We start from the raw sequence: 25485 nt of genomic DNA, 5'->3' as shown, positions 1-25485 counted from the left end.
TTAACTATTACGTCAGTAAGAAATAACATCGGGAGCAGAGCCTTTGCTCCCAATATATAAAATTATTCGAGAACATTCACTAATGACCATGACCACAAATATTCATGAACAACGTATCCTTATTTTGGACTTTGGCTCTCAATATACACAGCTAATCGCCCGTCGTATTCGCGAAATTGGTGTGTACTGTGAACTTTGGAGCTGGGATGTTGATGAAGCCGATATCCGTGAATTTGCGCCAAACGGTATTATTCTTTCTGGTGGTCCTGAAAGTGTAACGGAAGCCGGTTCTCCACGTGCACCACAATATGTATTTGAAGCAGGTGTACCTGTATTTGGTGTGTGCTACGGCATGCAAACCATGGCTGAGCAGTTAGGCGGTAAAGTTGCAGGTTCATCTGAGCGTGAATTTGGTTACGCACAAGTTAAAATTGTTGAACCAACACATTTCCTTGAAGGTATTCAAGACGCAACAGCCGAAGACGGCACACCATTAATGGATGTGTGGATGAGCCATGGCGATAAAGTGGTAGAAATCCCGTCAGATTTTATCAAAATTGCAGAAACAGAAACGTGCCCATTTGCAGCAATGGCGAATGAAGAGAAGCGTTTTTACGGTGTTCAGTTTCACCCTGAAGTGACGCATACACGTCAAGGTATGAAGTTAATTGAGAACTTCGTAATGAATATCTGTGGCTGTGAAAAGCTATGGACATCAGCAAATATCATTGAAGATGCTATTGCTCGTATTAAAGAGCAAGTGGGTGACGATGAAGTGATTCTTGGCCTTTCTGGCGGCGTAGACTCATCAGTTGTTGCTATGCTTATTCACCGTGCGATTGGCGACAAGCTAACGTGTGTATTTGTTGATAACGGCCTGCTTCGTTTAAATGAAGGTCAACAAGTGATGGACATGTTTGGCGATAAATTTGGTTTAAATATTGTTCATGTTCAAGCTGAGGATCGTTTCTTATCAGCACTTGCAGGTATTGATGAGCCAGAAGCGAAACGTAAGAAGATTGGGCATGTATTCGTTGACGTATTTGATGAAGAATCTAAGAAACTGAAAAATGCGAAGTGGTTAGCACAAGGGACGATTTACCCTGATGTGATTGAATCTGCAGCATCGAAAACAGGCAAAGCACACGTGATTAAATCTCACCATAACGTAGGTGGTCTACCAGACGATATGGAAATGGGTCTAGTTGAGCCATTAAAAGAGTTATTTAAAGATGAAGTACGTAAGATTGGTCTAGAACTAGGCTTACCTTACAACATGCTTTACCGCCACCCATTCCCTGGGCCTGGTTTAGGTGTACGCGTTCTAGGTGAAGTGAAGAAAGAGTATTGTGATTTACTTCGTCGTGCAGATGCTATCTTCATTGAAGAGCTTCACAAAGCCGATCTTTACAACAAAGTATCACAAGCATTTACCGTGTTCCTACCCGTTCGCTCTGTTGGCGTAATGGGTGACGGTCGTAAATATGATTGGGTTGTATCGTTACGTGCAGTAGAAACAATCGACTTTATGACAGCACACTGGGCACACCTGCCTTACGACTTCCTTGGCAAAGTATCGAACCGTATTATCAACGAAGTCGATGGTATTTCTCGTGTGGTTTACGATATTTCAGGTAAGCCGCCAGCAACGATTGAGTGGGAATAATCTCTCTTACTGAAAAATACTGAGCAAACATCAAACCCTAGTAAGGTGACTTACTAGGGTTTTTTATTGCTCATATTTTATAGATATCCATTCAAATGAAGATGAAAATGAGGAAAGACATGCTTCACGTAAGGTTACTTGTTGGAGGGGATTTTCTAGAGGTATAACTAAGCGATTGAGACTTGTTTTGTATTTGTTGGTGCTTATGTTTTTAATTGTTTATTGAGTTGTTGCTTTATTGTTTATGGTTAATGCTTGGTTACAATCTTCCGTAATAAGGTTTAGTTATTCGTTAGGTGATATGGCTTTTTTTTTATTGTATTTCGCTACAATCACCCGACCTAAATTCAGCCGTAGTAGCTGAAAGGCAAAACAATGAGACTTACTAAAGTAAGTCCACTTTGCAGACGTAACCAATATGGGGGCACGGAGTTGCCATGAACGAAAAAACATTAAATCAAGCACCGAAGCCATCAAGTGCTATGGATAAGTTTTTAAATGGTATTGAGCGAGCAGGTAATAAGATCCCAGATCCTGCTTTATTATTCTTTTGGGGATTAATCGCAGTTTGGGTACTTTCCGCGATTATGTCTCAGTTTGACTTTGGTTTAGTTCACCCTGTTACACAACAAGTTGTACAAGTAAACAATCTTTTAACAGGTGATGCGTTGGCGAGTTTCCTTGCCAATATGGTGAAGAATTTCACTGGCTTTGCCCCATTAGGTATTGTACTAGTGGCAATGTTAGGTGTTGGTGTTGCTGAAGCTTCTGGCTTTATCAATACCGGCCTAAAGAAGATGCTGAATGTGACCCCTGCTAAACTATTAACGCCAATGTTAATTTTAGTTGCGATTGTTTCACATACTGCAGCTGATGCGGGTTATGTTCTGGTTATTCCACTAGGTGGTATTATTTTCCATGCGGCAGGTCGTCACCCATTAGCGGGTATTGCGGCTGCATTCGCTGGCGTATCAGGTGGTTTCTCAGCAAACTTTATTCCGTCTGGTATTGACCCATTACTTGCAGGCTTTACCCAAGAAGCTGCACGTATTATGGATCCTAGCTACATTGTGAACCCACTAGCGAACTTAATGTTCACTGGTTTATCATCTATCGTGATCATTGGTATCGGTTGGTACATTACAGATAAAGTGATTGAGCCTCGTTTAAGTAAAACAGCTATCGATGAAGATGCGGAAGAAGCACCTGATATGGGCTCTTTCACTGAACTTGAAAGCAAAGCATTTTCTTACGCGGGTTGGGCAATGGTTGCTGGTATCGTACTATTAGTTGCAGCGGTATGGCCGGAATCATCACCACTGCGTTCTCCAACGGGTGAAATCGCGGCGTTCAATGCACCGGTAATGCAATCAATCGTACCGTTAATCTTTATTCTGTTCGTGATCCCAGGGATCATTTACGGTCGAGTTGCTGGTACCTTTAAGCAAAGCAGCGATGTAATTAAAGCGATGTCTACTACAATGGCTGGCATGGCAGGCTTTATGGTCATGGTATTTTTCATCGCTCAGTTCCTAGTAGCCTTTACCCAATCTAACTTGGGAACGCTATTGGCACTATCTGGCGCGCAGTTACTGCAAGAAATGAATTTGCCAGGTCAGGTAACAATTGTAGGTATGATTCTATTAACGGCGAGTGTTAACTTGTTAGTTGGTTCTGCATCGGCAAAATGGGCACTGATTGGTCCAATCATGGTTCCAATGCTAATGGCTGTAGGAATTTCTCCAGAGTTAACGCAAGCGGCATACCGTGTAGGTGACTCTGTATCTAACATCATTTCACCAATGATGGTGTTCTTCCCACTGGTTGTTGTTTACATGCAACGCTACGTGAAGAGCTCTGGTATCGGTACATTAGCGTCAATGATGATGCCATACTCAATTGCGATGTTAGTAGGCTGGACAATTTTCTTACTTGTTTACTGGGCGTTAGGCATTCCTCTAGGTGTACAAGCGCCATACACATACAGCTTATAATTTAAGTTACTAAACATTTAAATTTGAGCAGATAAAAGAAAAGCCTCGCTAAGAATAGTGAGGCTTTTTTCTATTTAGCATCTGAAGATATTATGTGAATACTTCAGTATGACACGCATACTCATTACTTGTTGAAGTGCTCTACGTGGAAACGTAAGTGATCTTCAATAAATGTTGCCATAAAGTAGTAGCTATGGTCGTAACCATCTTGCATGCGAATTTCTACCGGGTAGTTATTTGCTTTTGCAGCGGCAGCTAGACTTTCGGTACGAAGTTGACCTTCAATGTAGAAGTTGTCATGAGTACCTTGATCAACCAGCATTGGCAGTTTTTTCTCAGCTTTACGAATTAACTCGCTTGAATCGTATTGCTTCCACGTTTCAGTGTTGCTACCTAAGTAACCAGTGAAGGCTTTTTGACCCCAAGGACAATTCATTGGATTAGCAATTGGGCTAAATGCAGATACTGAAGAAAAACGCTCAGGATTACGCATCGCAATCATCAATGCGCCATGTCCACCCATTGAGTGGCCACTGATTGCACGCTGATCTGATACAGGGAAGTGCGCTTCAACTAATGCTGGTAGCTCATTAACAATGTAATCGTACATGTTGTAATGACGATTCCAAGGTGCTTCTGTTGCGTTCACGTAGAACCCAGCACCTAAACCAAAATCATAGCTACCTGCAGGATCATCTTCTACACCTTCACCGCGTGGGCTAGTATCGGGTGCAACAATGGCAACACCTAATTCTGCTGCGATACGTTGAGCGCCCGCTTTTTGCATGAAGTTTTCATCAGTACACGTTAAGCCTGATAACCAGTAAAGTACTGGTACTTTTTGTCCTGCAGCCGTTTGTGGTGGTAGGAAAATAGCAAAACGCATATCGCAATTAAGTACTTCTGAGCGATGTGTATATTGTTTATGCCAACCGCCAGCAGTTTTATTACAGCTAATGTTTTCTAAAGGCATGGGATGCTCTCTCAGTCAGATTAGGCGCAGAGATAGGGTACAGAAGATGATCTCTGCGCATTAATTATTATGTAATTATATTCTTATTTATCGAAGTGGATAATAGTACGGATACTTTTACCTTCGTGTAGTAGGTCGAATGCTTCGTTGATTTTGTCTAAGCCCATATTGAATGAGATAAAGTCATCAAGTTGGAATTCACCTGCCATGTAACGATCAACGATACCTGGAAGCTCTGAACGGCCTTTAACACCACCGAATGCAGAACCACGCCATACACGACCTGTTACTAGTTGGAATGGACGAGTAGAGATCTCTTGACCTGCGCCAGCCACACCGATAATTACTGATTCGCCCCAACCTTTATGACAACACTCAAGTGCAGAACGCATTACGTTTACGTTACCAATACACTCGAAAGAGTAATCAACACCGCCGTCAGTCATTTCAACGATCACTTCTTGAATCGGCTTGTCGAACTTCATTGGGTTGATGCAGTCAGTTGCACCTAACTTACGTGCTAATTCGAATTTTTCTTCGTTGATATCAACAGCGATGATGCGGCTTGCTTTCGCCATAGTTGCACCAATAATCGCTGCTAGACCGATACCACCAAGACCGAATACAGCAACAGTGCTACCTTCTTCAACTTTCGCTGTATTAAGTACCGCACCCATACCTGTTGTTACACCACAGCCTAGTAGACAAACTTCTTCTAGTGGTGCTTCTTTGTTGATTTTCGCTAGTGAAATCTCAGGAAGAACAGTGTACTCAGAGAATGTTGAACAACCCATGTAATGGAAGATAGGTTGACCATCTTTGTAGAAACGTGTTGTACCGTCTGGCATTAAGCCTTTACCTTGAGTTTCACGTACTGCCTGACAAAGGTTTGTTTTGCCAGATAGACAGTACTTACACTTACCACATTCTGCTGTGTAAAGTGGAATAACGTGGTCGCCTACTTGAAGATCGGTAACGCCTTCACCAATCATTTCAACAATACCGCCGCCTTCGTGACCAAGAATTGCAGGGAAGATACCTTCTGGATCATCACCTGATAGTGTGAATGCGTCAGTATGACATACGCCAGTTGCAACGATGCGAACGAGAACTTCACCTGCACGAGGAAGCATTACATCAACTTCTTCAACAGAAAGTGGTTGGTTTGGACCCCATGCAATCGCAGCTTTTGATTTGATAAATTTATCAGTCATTATAATTCTCTTCTATTTGTTCTACGTTGTTATTGATATTCGTAGAGAGTAATTAAGTTTAATCGAAATTTCTCTGTCTCGATTCGATGAAGACTATTGTATTTATTTCTGAATAAATGATAATTAGGTTAAAGTGCAAATAACTTTTACCTAACAGTAATAATGACTGTTATTGGTATCAAAATATAGGTAAGTAAGATGTTCCTATGGGAAGGCGTAACAGAATTTGTAGCTGTAGCTGAAACTGAAAGTTTTACAGCGGCATCTAAACGATTAAGTATTTCAACTGCGCAAGTGAGCCGACAAGTCAGTGCCTTAGAGAATCGACTTAATACGAAATTATTCTATCGTACTACGCGTAAGGTGTCATTGACCGAAGAAGGCAATGTGTATTACCAGCACTGTCGTCAAGTGATGGACGGTTTGGAAGAAGCTGAACGCGCATTAAGTAACTTACGTGGAATACCTCAAGGCTTAATTAAATTAACGGCTCCTGTCACCTACGGTGAAAAATATATCATGCCGTTAGTGAATGATTTCATGCTGCAATACCCAGAACTTGAAGTGGTTATTGATATGACCAATAGACAGGTTGATTTAGTTGAAGGTAGCTTTGACTTAGCGATTCGTCTTGGTCGTTTGACAAGCTCTTCAATGATGGCAAAACGTTTAACTTCTCGTACGATGTATGTTTGTGCGTCTCCTGATTATCTTGCAAGATTTGGTGTACCACATTCACTTTCTGAATTACGTCACCATAACTGCTTGATCGGAAACTATGATCATTGGCGTTTTCAAGAATCAGGCAAAGAGAAAAGTGTTAGAGTCTCTGGGAATTTAAACTGCAATAGTGGTTACGGTTTACGTGATGCGGTATTAAAAGGGATCGGTATAGCGCAGTTACCTGATTACTATATTGATAAAGATTTAGATTCGGGTGCCATTGTTCCTATTTTGACTAACTACCAAGAGCCAGATGAAGGGATTTGGGCGCTGTATCCACATAACCGTCACCTATCACCTAAAATAAGAATGCTGGTGGACTTTTTGGCCGAGAAATTACCGCGAATTAGCCATTACGACGTATAAGCTAAAATGTATTTTTGACTGAATATGTAAATGATGACGATACAAGTAGAACCAAACGACGAACACTTTATGCGCCGTGCGATAGAGCTCGCAGCCAAAGCAGAAGAAGAAGGTGAAGTACCTGTTGGGGCCGTTGTTGTTTATAACGGTCAAGTGGTGGGTGAGGGCTGGAACCGATCTATTGGTCAACATGATGCCACAGCGCATGCAGAAATAATGGCGTTGCGACAAGCGGGTAAAGTGCTAGAAAATTACCGTTTAATTGATACTACATTGTATGTCACTTTAGAGCCTTGCCCAATGTGTGCAGGAGCTATGGTGCATTGTCGTGTGGGAAAGGTCGTTTACGGTGCTGATGATCTAAAAACAGGGGCGGCTGGAAGTACCATGAATTTACTTAGCTATGATGGCGTCAATCATCATGTAGAGCAAACATCAGGCGTATTAGTCGAGGAATGTCGTGCTCAGCTACAAGCTTTTTTTAAACGTCGACGAGCAGAGAAAAAAGCGGCAAAGCTATTAGCTAAACAACAGATGGCGAATGATCAGTCGCTTTAACCTATCGCCTAACAACGGAAAAGAAAAAGCTCAGGGATAACCTGAGCTTTTTTGTTTTTAAATTTTATATTGTGGGCGATTTATTTTGAGGTCGAGACCGAAATCGCAGCTGAGGTTGCTGTCGCCTGAGAAGGGCTAGTTAGGGTGTTTCTTGCCGCTGATGAAGTTTGTATTAGTTTATTCGGTAATGTGATGGTCTGTAATCCATTAATAATCGTGACATCATCACCATCATAATTGTCGCTATGCGTCTGCTCAAAACCAATAATACTTTGGTAATAACGGCGGATCCCTTCAACATAGTTAACCGCTTCTGTACCGCGCGCATACCCATAGCGAGTTTGCGTGTAATACTTTCGCTGTTGTAATAGTGGCAAACGTTGCTTTACATCAGCCCATGTATTGGGATTACCATGTTGTGCTTTCGTTAGACGACGAGCATCCATCATATGACCGAATCCAATATTGTATGAGGCAAGAGCAAACCAAACTTTCTCGTGCTCATCAATACTGTCAGGCACACGGGCAACCATTTTTCTCAAATACTCGGTACCTCCACGAATACTTTGCTCTGGATTGAGGCGATCAGTAACACCAACAGATTTCGCAGTTGGGTTGGTCAGCATCATCATGCCACGAACGCCTGTTGGAGAAACCGCTTGTGGATCCCAATGCGACTCTTGATAAGAAAGAGCGGCAATTAAACGCCAATCAAACTCGTTAGCATACTTCTTAAATAGCCCTTGCCACTTAGGCAATTTATTATCGAGTGCGCGTAAAAATGCACGAGTGTCAACGTAATCAAATTGTTCGACATGGCCGAAGTATTTCTCTTCTAGCTGTGCTAATTCACCGCTTTGTTTTATATGACCAAAAAATTCAATTAAGAGGGCATATAAGCTGTCATTGTTACTGTCTTTGACAAACCAGCTAATAGGTTCATCTTCAGTTAGTTCAAGTGCGATTGCTAATTCAGGATGAGTTCGTTGTAGTAGGGCAACATCAACAGAATCGGCAACGGTATAATCTAACTCGCCATTAGCGACTTTACGTAATAGGTCGTCGATATCGGTTTCTTTGATCGATTGCCATGTTAGGTTGGGATATTTTTTCTTGAGCTCTTCTAATTTACGTTCATGACTAGAGCTAGCTACAACAGCTAACGAACGGTCAGTATTGGCTAATTCTTCAATATCGCGAGGGCGGCGTTTCCCTTTCTTATAAACAACCACTTGGCTGGCATAATAATAAGCAGGAGCAGGGTGAAAACCTTGCAAACGTTGAGGCGTTACCGTTAATCCTGCTGCAACAATATCAATATCGTCATTTTTTAAAGCAGGGAATAAGCCCGAGAGGGTAAACATGGTTTGCATTTCCAGCTTTACGCCTAGCTCTTTAGCAAAACGTTGAGCTAATTCATAATCTAGGCCTGTTGGTCCATCAGCCCCTATATAATAAGACAGCTGATTATTTAACGTACCTACACGTAATACACCGCTTTCACGAATGCGCTCTAAAGGATCAAGCGGTTTTTCTTGCCATTGGCAACCACTTAATAATAAAGCAAGCATTAATGATATGAGTACACGGTATATATTGGTAAGAGATTGAAGGTATATCAACAAAGCTAACCTAACTTAAAAATGAGCTGTCATTTATATCAAAGTGAACGGTAGTGGAAAAGCTGAACCCTGTCGTTGAATGTGTTAATTCACGGATTGAAACAAAAAAATAGTCTCCTTTTGTTTTATCGGTTAGTTTTTGCTCAAAAAATCGGGCTAATGTCAAAATTACTGATAAATTCAGGATGTTTGAAAAAAAAACACGCAAACGGTTGCGTCAGGTGTTACGTCACAAAAAAAAATCGCTTATACTGCGCGGGTGCGAAATCGATTATTCATCTATTTAGTCAATAATCAGGGATAAATCAGAGGTGACATTGACGTAATTACCCCATTTTTTTGGGAGTTAGGCCAATATTACTTTTCTTTAACCGCTAATCGAGAGACGTTTGCACATGGAAATTTTGCGTGGTTCACCCGCACTGTCTGAGTTTCGCGTTAATAAGCTACTTGAGCGTTGCCGCGAATTCGATCTGCCTGTGTCAGGTATTTATGCTGAGTTTATGCACTTTGCTGATGTATCTGCTGCCCTTACTGCTGATGAGCATAGCAAACTAGCGAGTCTTTTAACTTACGGTCCAACGATTGCAGAGCACGAGCCTTGTGGCACCTTGCTACTTGTTACCCCTCGTCCGGGGACAATTTCTCCTTGGTCATCAAAATCGACCGATATTGCCCGTAATTGTGGCTTAAAATCAATTAAGCGTCTTGAACGTGGTACCGCATATTACATTGAATCAACTTGCGAGCTATCAGCATCACAATTAGCGCAAGTCAAAGCGTTAATCCACGATCGCATGATGGAAGTGATTGTTGGTGATTTTGAAGCCGCGGCTGCTTTATTCAAACAAGCAGAGCCAGCACCGGTGAAAAGCGTTGATATCCTTGCTGGTGGTCGCCAGGCATTAGAGCAAGCTAACTTGACCTTAGGACTTGCCTTAGCTGAAGATGAAATTGACTACTTAGTTGAGAACTTCACCAAACTAGGTCGAAATCCAAATGACATTGAGTTGATGATGTTTGCTCAGGCTAACTCAGAGCACTGTCGTCATAAAATCTTTAATGCAGATTGGACGATTGATGGTGTTGATCAAGACAAGTCATTGTTCAAGATGATCAAAAATACCTATGAGCAAAACCATGAGCACGTATTGTCGGCATATAAAGACAATGCAGCAGTAATGGAAGGCTCAAAAGTAGGGCGTTTCTTCCCCGATCCAGAATCTCGTCAATATAACTACCACCATGAAGATACTCATATCTTAATGAAGGTAGAAACGCATAACCACCCAACCGCTATTTCCCCATGGCCGGGCGCATCAACAGGTTCGGGCGGTGAAATTCGTGATGAAGGTGCAACGGGTATTGGCGGTAAACCTAAAGCAGGTTTAGTGGGCTTTACTGTCTCTAACCTTAAAGTTCCGGGGTTTGAACAACCTTGGGAAACTGATTTTGGTAAACCAGACCGCATTGTTACAGCGCTTGATATTATGCTTGAAGGCCCACTTGGCGGCGCGGCATTTAATAATGAATTTGGACGTCCAAACCTATTGGGTTACTTCCGTACTTATGAAGAAAAAGTGACGTCGCATGCCGGTGAAGAAGTACGTGGTTACCATAAGCCAATTATGATCGCGGGTGGTATGGGTAATATCCGTGCTGATCACGTACAGAAAAAAGAAATTCCAGTTGGCGCGAAGTTAATTGTTCTTGGCGGCCCTGCAATGAATATCGGTCTTGGCGGTGGTGCTGCTTCATCAATGGCATCCGGTCAATCGGCAGAAGATCTGGATTTTGCTTCTGTACAACGTGAAAACCCAGAAATGGAACGTCGCTGTCAGGAAGTGATTGATCGCTGTTGGCAGCTGGGTGACGCTAACCCAATTGCCTTTATTCACGATGTGGGCGCGGGTGGTATTTCAAACGCTTTACCTGAGTTGGTTGATGATGGCGAGCGTGGTGGTAAATTCCAACTTCGTGATGTTCCTAACGATGAACCAGGTATGAGCCCGCTAGAGATTTGGTGTAACGAATCTCAAGAGCGTTATGTTATGGCCGTTGCACCAGAACATATGGCGGTTTTCGATGCGATTTGTCAGCGTGAACGTGCGCCGTATGCCGTTGTGGGTGAAGCGACAGAAGAGCGTCATTTAACCTTAGAAGATAGCCATTTCGACGATACGCCAATTGATATGCCAATGGATATTCTATTGGGCAAAGCGCCGAAAATGCACCGTGATGTAAAATCACAAAAAGTAGAAGGTCAAGCGATTGACCGCAGTGGTATTGACTTAGTTGAAGCGACGCAGCGTATTCTCCGTCTGCCAGCTGTGGCTGAAAAAACCTTCCTTATTACAATTGGCGATCGCACAGTTACCGGCTTGGTTGCACGCGATCAAATGGTAGGTCCATGGCAAGTACCTGTTGCTAACTGTGCAGTTACTGCTGCTAGTTACGATACCTACCATGGTGAAGCGATGTCTATGGGTGAGCGTACACCTGTTGCATTACTCGATTTTGGCGCATCTGCACGCTTAGCTGTCGGTGAAGCGGTTACTAATATTGCGTGTAGCGATATTGGTGATATGAAGCGTATCAATCTTTCGGCTAACTGGATGTCACCAGCAGGTCACCCTGGCGAAGATGCTGGCTTATATGAAGCCGTGAAAGCGGTCGGTGAGGAGCTATGTCCAGCACTTGGTTTGACGATTCCTGTTGGTAAAGACTCAATGTCAATGAAAACCAAGTGGCAACAAGACGGTGAAGAGAAAGAAGTGACGTCTCCATTGTCGCTGATTATCACTGCATTTGGTCGTGTTGAAGATGTGCGTAAAACCGTGACACCTCAGCTGCGTACAGATAAAGGTGATACAAGCCTATTATTAGTCGATTTAGGTTGTGGTAAAAACCGCCTAGGTGCAACAGCACTGGCGCAGGTTTACAAGCAATTGGGTGATAAGCCTGCTGATGTAGATAGTCCTGAATTACTGAAAGGCTTCTTCTATGCAATGCAATCGTTAGTACGTGATGAAAAACTACTCGCTTACCACGACCGTGGTGATGGTGGTTTATACGTCACGCTAGCTGAAATGGCATTTGCAGGCCACACGGGTATTGAAGTTGATATTAATACTGGCAGTGAAGATGCAGTTGATGATGTATTAGCCTCGCTATTTAACGAAGAGTTAGGTGCCGTTATTCAAGTACGTACTGATGATCTTGATTTTGTTCAGTCGGTACTTGCAGCAAACGGTCTTGAAGCATGCAGCCATATTTTAGGTACTGTGGTTGAAGAAGATGTTGTTCGTATTTGGAATGGCAATGACTTAGTGCTAGAGCAAAACCGTACCGAACTTCGTGCCGTATGGGCTGAAACTACTTACCAAATGCAAGTGATGCGTGATAACCCAGCTGGCGCATTGCAAGAATTTGAAGCCAAGAAAGATACCCAAGATCCTGGTTTAAATGTGAAGCTGACGTTTGATATTAATGATGATGTAGCGGCTCCATTTATTGCCCCTGCGATTAATCTTGGCGCTAAACCGCAAATGGCGATTTTACGTGAGCAAGGGGTTAACTCTCACGTTGAAATGGCGGCAGCCTTTGATCGTGCAGGCTTTGATGCGAAAGATGTTCATATGAGTGACATTTTAGCGGGTAACGTGAAACTTGATGGTTTCAACGGCTTAGTTGCTTGTGGTGGTTTCTCTTACGGTGATGTATTAGGTGCGGGTGAAGGTTGGGCGAAGTCAGTATTGTTTAACAATATTGCGCGTGATCAATTTGAAGCTTTCTTTAACCGTAATGATACGTTGGCATTAGGTGTTTGTAACGGTTGTCAGATGATGTCTAACCTTCGTGACTTAATTCCAGGTGCTGATTTATGGCCGCGTTTTGTACGCAATGAATCTGAGCGTTTTGAAGCTCGTTTTAGCTTGGTTGAAGTACAACAAAGCCCATCATTATTCTTTAACGAAATGGCAGGCTCTCACATGCCAATTGCGGTATCTCATGGTGAAGGTCGTGTTGAAGTGCGTAATGCTGATCATCTTGCTGCATTAGAGCAAGCCGATATTGTTGCACTACGATATATTGATAACTACGGTAAGCTAACAGAACAGTACCCTGCGAACCCTAATGGTTCACCAAACGGTATTACCAGTGTGACGACAACAGATGGCCGTGTAACCATCATGATGCCGCACCCTGAGCGTGTGTTTAGAACCGTTGCAAACTCATGGCACCCAGATGACTGGAGTGAAAATAGCCCATGGATGCGTATGTTTAGAAATGCGCGTGTTAATTTAGGTTAATAAAGAACAGCGTTGAAGAATCAAAAAACCGCCAGAAATGGCGGTTTTTTATTCTTCTTGTATAAAAATCACTTTTTCAACCCTTTAATTGATAATAATCACATTAAAAATTGAAAATAGACGGTTATAATTGGGGAATAAGATGTAATGGAATTTTTATTGCGATAAAGGATTATATATGGGAGAAGGTATTCCCAGAGTTTTACGTTTATGTATTGCATCCCAAATACTGGCAGTGCTGGTTGCGCTAAGCATTTTTCGTCAATTCGACCGATTTGACCAATTTTTTACTACCTCTCAAATAGTTATAGTGCCAAATATTATCGTTTTACTGGTCTTATTTTCTGGCGTGTTGGCAATTATTGGTTTACTAAAAGGTCAAAAATGGGGATTTCTTCCTCTGTATTTCTACATACCTGCTGCAACGATGTTTCTTAATATCAGTATTATTCCGATACTCCCCGAACTTGTCCCTAGTGTTTATCGCAATCAGGTGATCTTAGGGCTAAATAGTGTAGTTTTAGTGTATTCAGTTTTTTTATTATTGCGTAGGATGGATCGAAACTTACTGCATGAAGTTTAAATAAATTTAAATTTGTCTGTAGGATCTGCGATAATGAGAGCAATTAAATCAATTGCTTGTAAGTAAAAATATTACTTCTGCTCAGTAAAGGATGATGAGAATGAAAAAAATTGAAGCGATAATTAAGCCATTTAAGCTTGATGACGTTCGTGAGGCATTAGCGGAAGTAGGTATTACTGGCATGACGGTGTCTGAAGTGAAAGGGTTTGGACGTCAGAAAGGCCATACCGAATTATACCGTGGCGCAGAATACATGGTCGATTTTTTACCTAAAGTGAAAATTGAAATTGTTGTCACTGATGAAGTAGCAGAGCAATGCATTGATACGATTGTTGAAACGGCACAAACAGGTAAGATTGGTGATGGTAAAATATTCATGTTTGATATTGAACGTGTAGTGCGTATTCGTACCGGAGAAGAAGACGAAGACGCGATTTAAGTTGTATAAGAATACAAAAAAGGGGCATTACATTGACTGTAATGCTCCTTTTTTATTGCTAATTCACATCAGGGACCACAGGGTTATATCGGCCTGGTTTGTAGTTCATTGCAAGGACAATATTTAGGGTAATTGCACCAAGAATTGAAAGCAATAAAGTGGTTGGGGTAACAAAGAAAAAGGATGCAACCAAGATACAGATATCTATCGACATTTGGATTTTTCCTGCTGAAATACCAAATTTATCTTGAAGGAATAAAACCAGAACATTAAATCCACCAAGACTGGTGTGATGACGGAATAATATCAGCATACCAAGCCCCATCAATAAGCCACCAATCACTGCGCAGTAAATTGGATTAAGCCAACTGATAGCTAATACATGGTGAAGGTTATCCACCATAATAGAGACCAATGCACCAGATAAGACGCTGCTAATAGCAAAAGATTTGCCCATTCTAAACCATGCCATTAAATAAAACGGACAGTTCATTAAAAAATACAGCTTACCAAAAGAGATATCGACAAAATGGGTGAGTAGTAACGCGAGTCCTGTCGTGCCTCCCGTTAATAACTGGCTTTGCTGTAGAAAAAATATGCCCTGAGCAACAATAAATGTCCCCGTTAAAATAGCGATCATATTTTCATGAACAGGATGTTTAATACGACTCAATGGAACAACTCCTTGTAAATAATAAAGCCATAGTAAGAGGGAATAAGAATTTATAAAAGTTTACGTGTGAAAAGCACTTTTTAGCGTTGTAATTTATTTTTTACACTGTTGTAAATAATTTTATTGTTAAAATACTTGCCATCTATATTTGATTTAAAATCGAGCCATGAATCGTATATCAAGATGAAAATTATTCATGCTCTATTGAAAATAAACCGAGTTAATCATTAAGAAAAAGAACAATTAGGACTACCTGATTTAGATCAATTTATGTAAGATAGACGATAATTAACAAGCAAGACGAAAACGTTTGCGTCCACGTGGCGCCTAGCATTGCGATTTTTCAGTTTTTGCTCAAAATGGTATTTAACTTAGCTGAGTTAGGAGATACAGATGCTAAAGCGCGATATGAATATTGCTGATTATGATGCGGAACTATTTGCAGCCATTCAGGAAGAAACAGCTCGTCAGGAAGAACACATCGAGTTGATTGCTTCTGAAAACTACACAAGCCCACGTGTAATGGAAGCGCAAGGCTCTCAGCTAACAAACAAATATGCTGAAGGTTATCCAGGCAAGCGCTATTACGGTGGTTGTGAGTTTGTTGATAAAGCCGAGCAACTGGCTATCGACCGTGCTTGTCAGCTATTTGGTGCAGAATACGCGAACGTTCAGCCTCACTCAGGCTCACAAGCGAACAATGCTGTTTACATGGCACTTCTGAATGCTGGCGATACCGTACTAGGTATGAGTCTTGCTCACGGCGGCCACTTAACTCACGGCTCACCTGTAAACTTCTCTGGTAAGCTTTACAACGTGATCCCATACGGTATCGATGAAAGCGGTCAAATTGATTACGCTGAAGTTGAAGCGTTAGCGCTTGAGCACAAACCAAAGATGATCATCGGTGGTTTTTCAGCTTACTCTCAAATTGTTGATTGGAAACGCATGCGTGAAATCGCAGACAAAGTTGGCGCGTACTTCTTTGTGGATATGGCGCACGTAGCGGGTCTGATTGCAGCGGGTGTTTATCCTAACCCAGTTCCACATGCACATGTTGTTACAACAACAACGCACAAAACACTAGCAGGTCCTCGTGGTGGTCTTATCCTATCTAATGAAGGTGAAGATCTTTATAAGAAGCTGAACTCTGCAGTATTCCCTGGTGGTCAAGGTGGTCCTCTAATGCATGTTATTGCGGCAAAAGCAGTCGCATTTAAAGAAGCAATGGAGCCAGAATTTAAAGACTACCAAGCACGTGTTGTTGAAAACGCAAAAGTAATGGTAGGTGAATTCCTAGAGCGCGGTTACAAGATTGTTTCTGGTAGCACTGAAAACCACTTATTCCTTGTTGATTTGATCGATAAAGGTATCACTGGTAAAGAAGCCGATGCAGCACTAGGTGCCGCTAACATCACAGTTAACAAAAACAGTGTACCAAATGACCCACGTAGCCCATTTGTAACATCAGGGATCCGTGTTGGCACACCGTCTATTACTCGTCGTGGCTTTACTGCTGATGATGCGCGTCAACTTGCAGGTTGGATGTGTGATGTTTTAGACAATGTTGATAACGAAGAAGTTATTGCAGAAACAAAAGCAAAAGTTTTAGATATTTGTAAGCGTCTACCTGTTTACGCTTAATCTACTTAGATGCATTAAGTAACATAACTGTCGAGTTATGATGATAAAGGCTTACCACTAGGTAAGCCTTTTTTATATTTTGCGCTTTTTCGGAGTGAACAATAAACCGACTATTCGTGGCTTTTTAATCAAAATGAGTAGAAAAACAGGGTGAATATTCTCATTAACGGTTTTAAATGAGTTACACTGAAGCGATTAAATGTAGGAGGCTAAATGCATTGTCCTTTTTGCGGTGCGAATGACACCAAAGTAATCGATTCACGATTGGTTGCGGATGGCCACCAAGTGCGCCGACGCCGCCAATGTTTAGCTTGTAATGAACGTTATACGACCTTTGAAACGGCCGAATTGGTAATGCCTCGTGTGGTGAAAACCAATGGCAATCGTGATCCGTTTAATGAAGAAAAACTTCGAGGTGGTATTCAACGCGCATTAGAAAAACGTCCTGTGAGTACGGATGACATCGAGCGTGCGATTAATAATATTAAAACTCGTTTACGCGCAACTGGAGAGCGAGAAGTGCCTTCAGAGATGATCGGCAACTTAGTGATGGAAGCATTAAAAGAGCTCGATAAAGTCGCCTATATTCGCTTTGCATCGGTTTACCGTAGTTTTGAAGATATTCGTGAGTTTGGTGAAGAAATAGCCAAACTAGAACGTTAAGCTGAGTGTAATGTTTACTAACCTTGATACACGATTAATGCTACGCGCTATTCAGTTAGCTAAACGTGGTTGTTTTACAACAGCGCCAAACCCGAAGGTGGGTTGTGTTATTGCTAATGGCGATGAAATCCTTGGTGAAGGTTTTCATTTTCGCGCGGGAGAATCCCATGCGGAGGTGTTTGCATTAAAACAAGCAGGTGCGCGCGCGAAAGGTGCAACAGCCTATGTCACTTTAGAGCCCTGCTCTCATTACGGACGCACACCACCTTGCGCTGAAGCATTAATTAAATCAGGCGTAAGTAGAGTTATTTGTGCCATGGTTGATCCTAACCCGTTAGTGGCTGGACGTGGCGTTGAAATGTTGCAAAAAGCGGGGGTAGATGTGCAAGTAGGGCTTCTTAAAGAAGAGGCTCAAGCCATTAATAAAGCGTTCATTAAACAAATGACAACCAAGATGCCGTATGTTGAATTAAAACTGGCATCAAGTCTTGACGGTAAAACAGCGTTAGCGAACGGTGAAAGTAAATGGATCACTGGGCCTTATGCTCGTGCTGATGTTCAACGTCATCGTGCGCAAGCTGGTGCAATATTATCAACCAGTGCCACTGTTATCGCTGATGATCCATCACTGAATGTGCGTTGGAGTGAGTTGGGTACACAGATTCAAGATGAATATCCACAAGCAGATGTTCGTCAACCTATTCGCGTTATTATTGACAGCCAAAACCGATTAACCCCGGCATATCAGTTATTTCACCTTCCGGGAGAAACGATTTTGGCACGCGCAGAAATAGGTAATGAAGATTGGCCTGACTCCGTGTCTCAGTGGATAATTCCTACCCGAGAAAATAGCCAACAACTCGATCTCACATTACTCATGCGCAAGTTAGCAGAAAATGGCATAAACCATATTTGGGTTGAAGCTGGCGCTGGGCTTGCGGGTGGATTACTTGAAGCACAATTAGTTGATTGTTTGATTTTATATCAGGCCCCAAAATTAATGGGGGCTGATAGTCGTAGTTTAATGAATTTATCGCCATTAACCGCGATGGATCAAGTTATCGATCTGAATATTACAGATCTACGTATGGTTGATTGTGATGTAAAAATTACAGCCACCGTTAAACGCTGTTAATCAATAGAATAAAGAAGCAAGGACTCTCCATGTTCACCGGTATCATTGAAGCAATTGGAACCATTACCGCTTTAACACCTAAAGGCGCTGATATTTCTGTCACTGTCGACTCAGGCAATCTTGATCTGTCCGATGTTAAATTGGGTGACAGTATTGCGACAAATGGGGTGTGCTTAACTGTGGTTAAATTGACAGGTAAAGGCTATGTTGCTGATCTGTCATTAGAAACCTTAAAACGTACTGCCTTTGCTCATTATCAGGCTGGTCAGGTCGTCAACTTAGAAAAAGCGATGTTACCGACGACGCGTTTTGGCGGTCATATGGTATCTGGTCATGTTGATGCTGTTGCTGAGATTATTGAACGTCACCATACGGGACGCGCTATTGAGTTTTGGGTAAAAGTACCCGCGCATTTAGCGAAATATATCTCAGAAAAAGGCTCGGTTGCGGTTGATGGGATTAGCTTAACGGTGAATGAAATTAATGGTGATGAATTTAAGTTAACCATTGTTCCGCATACAGCATTAGAAACAACAATGGACGCATTCAAACCAGGCCGAATGATAAATCTTGAAGTAGATGTGATTGCCCGCTATTTAGAGCGTTTAATGTTGGGTGATAAAGCTGCAGATAAAAAACCGCAAGTCACAATGGATTTATTAGCGAGAACGGGTTTTCTTGGCTAAATATGATGATTAGCTAGTCAGCTAAGGTACATAAGAATTAAGGGTAGTGTTATGGCTTTAAGCAGCGCAAAAGAAATTATTGATGATATTCGTCAGGGCAAAATGGTTATTCTGATGGATGATGAAGATCGTGAAAATGAAGGCGATCTGATTATTGCATCTGAAAAAATTACACCTGAAGCTATTAATTTTATGGCGACCTATGGTCGTGGTCTAATTTGTCTGACACTGAGCAAAGCCCGTTGTCAAAAATTGAACTTGCCTTTAATGGTTCAAGAAAATACCGAACAGTTTGGCACACCTTTCACTGTTTCTATTGAAGCAGCTGAAGGGGTAACTACGGGTATTTCAGCCGCTGATCGTTCTCGCACAGTACAAGCAGCCGTTGCAGCAAATGCGACTGCAGCTGATATTGTTATGCCGGGCCATATCTTCCCATTAATGGCACAAGAAGGTGGCGTATTAACCCGCGCAGGTCACACTGAAGCGGGTTGTGATGTTGCGCGTTTAGCTGGCCTTGAGCCATCAAGTGTGATTGTTGAGATCTTAAATGAAGATGGCACGATGGCACGTCGCCCGCAGCTTGAAGTGTTTGCGGAAAAACATGGCCTTAAATTAGGTACAATTGCTGATCTGATTGAATACCGTAATAATCATGAAACCACGATTGAGCGTGTAGCTGAGTGTCGATTACCAACAGAGTTCGGTGAGTTTGAGATGATCACTTACCGTGACAAGATTGATAACGAAGTGCACTATGCACTGCGTAAAGGCGATATCAAAGCGGGTGAAGAAACGCTTGTACGTGTTCACTTGCAAGATACGTTTAAAGATATTCTGCAATCAGGTGCAACGCAATGGACGCTGCCTGCAGCAATGAAGCGCATTAGCGAAGAAAATGGTGTATTGGTTATTTTAAGTAAACAAGAACCAACTGATGCCATTATTCATAAAGTGAAAAATATTGCTGCGGAAGAAGCAGGTCAACCTAAGGTGAAAGTGACACAGAAAGATCCGTCTCGCCAAGTTGGTGTTGGCTCACAAATTCTTTCTGATTTAGGCGTAAGTAAAATGCGTTTATTGTCATCAAGTACGCAACGTTATCATTCACTATCAGGTTTTGGCTTAGAAGTCGTTGAGTATATTTGTGATTAAATTCACCAAATGTTAGACGCTAGTGATAAAATAACTGATATCTGCGGTAGCTAAAGACAATTATTATTTTTAACTACCGCTTTCAATACTGTTTATTGGTCGAATCAAGGACAGATAAGCAATAAATATTAACAAATCTGTTGAAACCGACGGTTGTCCATAGCAGAGATATTGCAAAGTGTGATAGACTCCCGCGGTTTCTCAAACCGGAAAGACATAGTCACAGGAAGGCCCATGAAGGTAATTGAAGGCGCCATCGCGGCACCAAACGCAAAAGTTGCTATCGTAATTGCACGCTTCAACAGCTTTATTAACGAAAGCTTACTTTCAGGTGCATTAGATGCGCTGAAACGTCAAGGACAGGTTAGCGAAGACAACATTACTGTTGTTCGTTGTCCAGGTGCTTACGAGCTACCACTTGTTGCTCAACAGGTTGCTAAAAGCGACCGTTATGATGCAATCGTTGCTCTAGGCTCAGTTATTCGTGGCGGTACACCGCACTTCGATTATGTTGCCGGTGAGTGTAATAAAGGTCTAGCACAAATCGCACTTGAGTATAATACTCCAGTTGCTTTTGGTGTTTTGACTGTAGATTCTATTGAACAAGCCATTGAGCGTGCCGGTACCAAGGCTGGTAATAAAGGGGCAGAGGCTGCACTAAGCGCGCTCGAAATGGTTAATGTCCTGTCCCAAATCGAATCCTAATAATGGGGGTTACTGTGAAACCAGCCGCACGTCGTAATGCACGTCAGTTTGCTGTACAAGCTATTTACTCTTGGCAACTTACGAAAGGTAATGTTGCTGATATTGAGCAACATTTTCTTTCTGGCGATAAGTTTGAAGAAGAAGAACATCAAGCTGATGCGCCAGTTCTTGCTGCACCACATACTGATGTTAGCTACTTCCGTGATCTGTTCACAGGCGTAGTACTAAGCCACCAAGAACTTGATAGCAAGATGCGTCCATACTTATCTCGTCCGCTACAGGATCTTGATCAGATGGAACTTGCGCTACTTCGTCTTGCAATGTACGAAATGGTTAAGCGTGAAGACGTACCATTTAAAGTTGTTATTAACGAAGCAATCGAATTAGCTAAGCTATTCGGTGCGGAAGATAGCCACAAGTTCGTTAATGGTGTACTTGATAAAGCTGCACCAACACTTCGTAAAGAAAAGTAATTTTCGAAGTAACGAAACTAGATAAAAGAAGTCAGCTTAGCTGGCTTTTTTTTTATCTATTGTGTTGATATGAAGCAATCGTAAAGATAAGGGCATTATAATGGTGGCTGATAATGGATGAGTTGAACGATTATGGCACAAGGTGAATTTGATTTAATTGGGCGGTACTTTGAACACCAGAATGTTAAGCGAGAAGATGTTGATCTTGCGATTGGTGATGATTGCGCATTAGTTCGTGTTCCAGAAGGGTGTCAATTAGCGATCAGTACCGATTCGTTAGTTGCCGGCACGCATTTTCTGGAAGATGCTGATCCTAAATTAGTCGCACATAAAGCATTAGCCTCAAATTTAAGTGATCTAGCCGCCATGGGCGCAACGCCTGCTTGGGTTTCTTTGGCGTTAACACTACCGACGTTTGATGAGCATTGGCTAAATCAGTTTTGTGAGGGGTTCTTCCAATTAGCTGAGCAGTATAATGTTCAACTTATTGGTGGGGATACCACCAAAGGTCCTCTCAGTATTACTCTAACGGTTCAAGGGTTTGTTCCTAACGGGCAAGCATTGACACGTAGTGGTGCTAAGGTAGGTGATTCAATATATGTGACCGGTCAATTGGGTGATAGCGCAGCAGGTTTAGCGTTATTATTAACGGACAAACCATATCATGATCTTGCTCTGTCTTATACCTTAAAAGAACGTCATTTTATGATGACACCGCAGGTAGAAGCAGGAATTGCATTGCGTGGTATTGCATCTGCTGCGTTAGATATTTCCGATGGTTTAATTGCAGATTTAGATCATATAGTTAAACGATCAGGTGTCGGAGCTGAAATTTATATCGAGCAGCTTCCTTTATCTTCTGAGCTAATCGCCTATTGTTCGACACCAGAGCAAGCGCAGCAATTGGCATTAAGCAGCGGTGAAGAATACCAATTGTGTTTTACTGTACCGAAGCATCAATGTCTTGAAGTTGAATCTTTAATGATGGCAAAAGGTATTCAAGTGTCTCGTATTGGTCAGTTAACTCAATCTAGTGGTATTGTTTTATTACAACAAGGTGAGCCTATTGATTGGCAAGTGTCAGGGTGGGATCATTTTATGAGTTCAAATAAGTAAGGTATCAGCGTGTCTACAAATCCTAAAGATTTATTGAAAATGAGTAACCCTTGGCATTTATTAGCAACAGGGTTTGGTAGTGGTTTAGCGAAGTACGTGCCTGGCACGATGGGTACATTAGCTGCTGTTCCACTCTATTTACTGTTAGCACAGTTACCTTTTAGCTGGTACTTAGTTGTCGTGTTTATTGCTGCGTTGATTGGTATAAAAATTTGTACCATCACCTCTAACGATATGCAGGTACATGATCATGGCAGTATTGTGTGGGATGAATTTGTTGGTTTTTGGATCACAATGGCAATCGCCCCAGAAGCCACATGGCAGTGGGTATTAACGGGCTTTATTTTATTCCGTTTCTTCGACATGGTAAAACCATGGCCAATTAGCTGGCTAGACAAACATGTTAAAGGTGGCTTTGGCATTATGGTTGACGATATTCTTGCCGGTTTCATGGCAATGATTGCGTTATGGGTGGTTGGCTACTGGCTTGGTTTTTAGTTAAACCTAACGATCACATTATAAAATTGATTTAGAAGCTGCATTCGTGCAGCTTTTTTTGTTTTTATCTCCTCAATTTTTACAAAATATAATGTGTCGCATTCCTAATAAAATCATTTATTTTTCATCATAAATCTGACGGTTTAACTAGTCTCAAATTATGTAGATAGAGAGAAGGGATTGCTCTATGAGTACCTATCTGAAAATAATCAGTGTTGGTTTATTAACCGTTGCTTCGATGGCTGATGGACAAGTTTATCCATCAACGGAAACGGCTTGGGTGTTAACGGGAAACTGGCAACAGCCAACCGCAATATCGGAATTAAATACGATTAAAGAAGTTAGGCGCTGGGAGGCGGATCATGCTGATGTTGTATTTGGTAGCTTACAAGATGTCGATTTAAATCAAAAGACCATTGCGATGGGTTATATCTACGTACACAAACTTGATTGTCGACCAGATGAACAGCAAGGGTGGCTTCACCGCCATGCTTACCTGAATGGGCACGATCCTGAAAAGGGCTACATGCATTATAAAAATGATACTCAACTTACCGTTCCTGATCAAAGCCAAGGGTTAGATTATCTATTAAATGGCGAATCGATGTTAAGTATTCTTATTCGAAATAATGACTTCTTGACTGCGCGTTTTCCTTTAACCGTTAATGATAATGAACAAATTATTTTTCATGCTGCTTACCCGTTTGAAAATATCGTCATTGATAGTAATCAGCATCCTGAATTACGGATCACGAGAGTAAATGATGATGGTGATATTGGTGGTTTAGAAAAAGCAGATGTACATTGGATTCAACGAGAAGGTAAATGGTTTGGTCATATTAACCAGCGCTGGTTACCGACAAATGCTAGGTTCCAAGGACGTGAGCTGAATACTGGAAATAAGGCATTAAAGGCGGGGTATCGTAGTTGGGTAGTCGTTTTAAACTGGAAGAGCAAGGCGGAAGTGAAAGGCGTTAATATTGAGCCTTGGTTATCCGTTGTGAATACATCTGGTCAGCAATCCACAGCGACGATGTTGTTTCCTGGTTGGGATCCTAAAAACGATCCTAATGGTGATGGTTATGTTGATGATGATGAGTTTTTAGTAAGAGCTAATCAAGCGGCAAGTGCGAGATTTAAACATCAAGCTAGAGTGATCCCTACTGGAAAAATGTGGGCGGGCAGTTGCTGGTATCGGACTAATTTTAATGATGACTCTTTTAATCAAAATCATGCGAATTGGTATAAATATGATTGGAAACGTCAAGGTTTAACCGGCGCTTACAATGATGATATGGCCAAATTGTTCAGTACCAACCAATTTAATGTTCAATTTGGCGGACAAATATTAGAAGCGCCGATTCGAGCTGGCACCTCAAAAGCGGCGGGATATTATGCAGCGAAAATGTCTGATTTTCTTGATTTAGTTAAATCGACTACGGGCAGTCAGTGGCTATCTGCTAATATTTCTGAGCTTAATTTGTGGGAATACCCTGATTGGCCAAAGCAATTAAGGGGAGTGGTGGATGTTTGGTTACGAGAGCATTATTTAAGCCCTGCAATTGGCTTAGAGCGATTACAATCCTATTGGGACAGCTATGCGTTAGCAGCACTCGGCGATAAAAGCTTAATAATGACCACAACTCGCGGTGGCAAAAGCCAACAAACACCATTAATTCAGCAAGCATGGGAAGACGATATCTATACCGGATTAGCCCTGTACTATCTGTTTAATATTCCCAATAAAACCTACTACCACAGCTGGAATCAAACCTTTATTTATGGCAGTAATAACACCCATGCCGATCCGAAACAGCTAAATAAAACCATTTGGTATCGCACTGGAGAGCCTAAGAATTGGGCGTATCAGCCCCAAAAGTTATTATCGGTTGATATAGGTAAACCAACGACCATACCTAACGGCTTTGAAGCGGTTAAATGGCTATCTAAAACAGGAAAAGTAGCAACGGATGAGACAAAGTTTGGGGATATTGCATTAGAGCCTGCGAATTGGTTTTGGTTATATCGAACAGGGTGGTTTGACGATGTTCCTAAAGATGGGGTTATCGCGCGGCAATATACGCAAGGGTTAGTGCTATATCGCGGTTCTAAATACCGTAATCACGCTGAATTTTATCAAGTTGATTCGATACGTGTACCATTATCTGGCCTGTATCAAAAAGTAAATTACGATGGTTCACTCGGTGAGCCGACACAGTATGTTGAAGTCAATGGCTATGAGGGGGTGATTTTAAAGAAAGTTGAGAAGGGCTGAGATGACCAATA

21 protein-coding genes are annotated in these 25485 nt (G+C 41.8%); 17 read left to right on the top strand and 4 right to left on the bottom strand.

Translation table 11 applies throughout. From position 1 onward, the window contains the following. The first annotated feature begins 88 nt into the window (after positions 1-88). Positions 89-1666 carry a glutamine-hydrolyzing GMP synthase gene (gene guaA / locus C9J46_RS04795; protein WP_107259502.1) on the top strand — a complete coding sequence of 526 codons (1578 nt, stop codon included), beginning with the start codon at positions 89-91 and terminating at the stop codon, positions 1664-1666. Between the two features lie 437 nt (positions 1667-2103). Then, positions 2104-3660 (top strand): AbgT family transporter, encoded by a 1557-nt coding sequence (locus C9J46_RS04790; RefSeq protein WP_107290607.1) that lies wholly within the window; start codon positions 2104-2106, stop codon positions 3658-3660. 124 nt (positions 3661-3784) lie between these two features. Here the strand turns inward: C9J46_RS04790 and fghA are convergent, their stop codons facing one another. Next, entirely contained in the window at positions 3785-4633 is an 849-nt protein-coding gene (fghA, locus tag C9J46_RS04785) for an S-formylglutathione hydrolase (RefSeq protein WP_045129331.1), read from the bottom strand. 83 nt (positions 4634-4716) lie between these two features. Next, the gene (locus C9J46_RS04780) at positions 4717-5847 is read right to left on the bottom strand and encodes an S-(hydroxymethyl)glutathione dehydrogenase/class III alcohol dehydrogenase (protein ID WP_005370059.1); all 1131 of its coding nucleotides are present in this window, start codon (positions 5845-5847) and stop codon (positions 4717-4719) included. 198 nt (positions 5848-6045) lie between these two features. Here C9J46_RS04780 and C9J46_RS04775 point away from each other — a divergent pair, with 198 nt between their 5' ends. Continuing rightward, entirely contained in the window at positions 6046-6936 is an 891-nt protein-coding gene (locus C9J46_RS04775) for a LysR substrate-binding domain-containing protein (RefSeq protein ID WP_107290606.1), read from the top strand. Between the two features lie 30 nt (positions 6937-6966). Further along, positions 6967-7494, top strand: a complete 528-nt coding sequence (gene tadA / locus C9J46_RS04770) for a tRNA adenosine(34) deaminase TadA (RefSeq protein ID WP_107205407.1) — start codon at positions 6967-6969, stop codon at positions 7492-7494. A gap of 80 nt (positions 7495-7574) precedes the next feature. Here the strand turns inward: tadA and mltF are convergent, their stop codons facing one another. Then, complete coding sequence (mltF, locus tag C9J46_RS04765) at positions 7575-9065, bottom strand: membrane-bound lytic murein transglycosylase MltF (RefSeq protein WP_107290605.1); 1491 nt, start codon at positions 9063-9065, stop codon at positions 7575-7577. A 446-nt stretch (positions 9066-9511) separates the two neighbouring features. On the opposite strand from mltF, the gene purL reads away from it, so the two are divergent. The 3 genes from purL (at position 9512) to glnB (ending at position 14451) form a co-directional block, all read left to right on the top strand. Then, positions 9512-13429, top strand: a complete 3918-nt coding sequence (gene purL, locus C9J46_RS04760; RefSeq protein WP_107290604.1) for a phosphoribosylformylglycinamidine synthase — start codon at positions 9512-9514, stop codon at positions 13427-13429. A 178-nt stretch (positions 13430-13607) separates the two neighbouring features. Beyond that, positions 13608-14012: a hypothetical protein gene (locus tag C9J46_RS04755; RefSeq protein ID WP_107245680.1), complete on the top strand. Its 405-nt coding sequence runs from the start codon at positions 13608-13610 to the stop codon at positions 14010-14012. Between the two features lie 100 nt (positions 14013-14112). After that, on the top strand, positions 14113-14451 hold the full coding sequence (glnB, locus tag C9J46_RS04750; protein WP_006646656.1) for a nitrogen regulatory protein P-II: 339 nt from the start codon (positions 14113-14115) through the stop codon (positions 14449-14451). Positions 14452-14509: 58 nt separating this feature from the next. On the opposite strand, the gene C9J46_RS04745 is transcribed toward glnB, so the two are convergent. After that, the gene (locus C9J46_RS04745; protein ID WP_107205411.1) at positions 14510-15124 is read right to left on the bottom strand and encodes a YitT family protein; all 615 of its coding nucleotides are present in this window, start codon (positions 15122-15124) and stop codon (positions 14510-14512) included. Between the two features lie 393 nt (positions 15125-15517). On the opposite strand from C9J46_RS04745, the gene glyA reads away from it, so the two are divergent. The 10 genes from glyA to C9J46_RS04695 all read left to right on the top strand — a co-directional run bounded on the left by glyA (position 15518) and on the right by C9J46_RS04695 (position 25474). Continuing rightward, positions 15518-16768: a serine hydroxymethyltransferase gene (glyA, locus tag C9J46_RS04740; protein ID WP_107205412.1), complete on the top strand. Its 1251-nt coding sequence runs from the start codon at positions 15518-15520 to the stop codon at positions 16766-16768. 213 nt (positions 16769-16981) lie between these two features. Then, positions 16982-17431, top strand: a complete 450-nt coding sequence (gene nrdR, locus C9J46_RS04735) for a transcriptional regulator NrdR (protein ID WP_107205413.1) — start codon at positions 16982-16984, stop codon at positions 17429-17431. A gap of 10 nt (positions 17432-17441) precedes the next feature. Next, positions 17442-18566, top strand: coding sequence for a bifunctional diaminohydroxyphosphoribosylaminopyrimidine deaminase/5-amino-6-(5-phosphoribosylamino)uracil reductase RibD (gene ribD, locus C9J46_RS04730; protein WP_107290603.1), 1125 nt, complete (start codon positions 17442-17444; stop codon positions 18564-18566). Positions 18567-18595: 29 nt separating this feature from the next. Then, the gene (locus tag C9J46_RS04725) at positions 18596-19252 is read left to right on the top strand and encodes a riboflavin synthase (protein ID WP_105060781.1); all 657 of its coding nucleotides are present in this window, start codon (positions 18596-18598) and stop codon (positions 19250-19252) included. A gap of 51 nt (positions 19253-19303) precedes the next feature. Next, positions 19304-20407, top strand: coding sequence for a bifunctional 3,4-dihydroxy-2-butanone-4-phosphate synthase/GTP cyclohydrolase II (ribBA, locus tag C9J46_RS04720; protein WP_107205415.1), 1104 nt, complete (start codon positions 19304-19306; stop codon positions 20405-20407). 234 nt (positions 20408-20641) lie between these two features. After that, positions 20642-21112, top strand: a complete 471-nt coding sequence (gene ribE, locus C9J46_RS04715) for a 6,7-dimethyl-8-ribityllumazine synthase (protein ID WP_006646664.1) — start codon at positions 20642-20644, stop codon at positions 21110-21112. 2 nt (positions 21113-21114) lie between these two features. Next, positions 21115-21585 carry a transcription antitermination factor NusB gene (gene nusB / locus C9J46_RS04710; RefSeq protein ID WP_005370080.1) on the top strand — a complete coding sequence of 157 codons (471 nt, stop codon included), beginning with the start codon at positions 21115-21117 and terminating at the stop codon, positions 21583-21585. 132 nt (positions 21586-21717) lie between these two features. Further along, a complete protein-coding gene (thiL, locus tag C9J46_RS04705) occupies positions 21718-22701 on the top strand; it encodes a thiamine-phosphate kinase (RefSeq protein ID WP_107290602.1) in 984 nt (327 codons plus the stop codon). 9 nt (positions 22702-22710) lie between these two features. After that, positions 22711-23199 (top strand): phosphatidylglycerophosphatase A, encoded by a 489-nt coding sequence (gene pgpA, locus C9J46_RS04700; RefSeq protein ID WP_107205417.1) that lies wholly within the window; start codon positions 22711-22713, stop codon positions 23197-23199. Between the two features lie 187 nt (positions 23200-23386). Then, the gene (locus C9J46_RS04695; protein WP_107290601.1) at positions 23387-25474 is read left to right on the top strand and encodes a hypothetical protein; all 2088 of its coding nucleotides are present in this window, start codon (positions 23387-23389) and stop codon (positions 25472-25474) included. The last annotated feature ends 11 nt before the right edge of the window (positions 25475-25485 follow it).

Source organism: Photobacterium sp. GB-36 (assembly GCF_003026135.1).
In the GTDB taxonomy this organism is placed as follows: domain Bacteria; phylum Pseudomonadota; class Gammaproteobacteria; order Enterobacterales; family Vibrionaceae; genus Photobacterium.
This window is presented reverse-complemented; position numbering and strand designations above follow the sequence as displayed.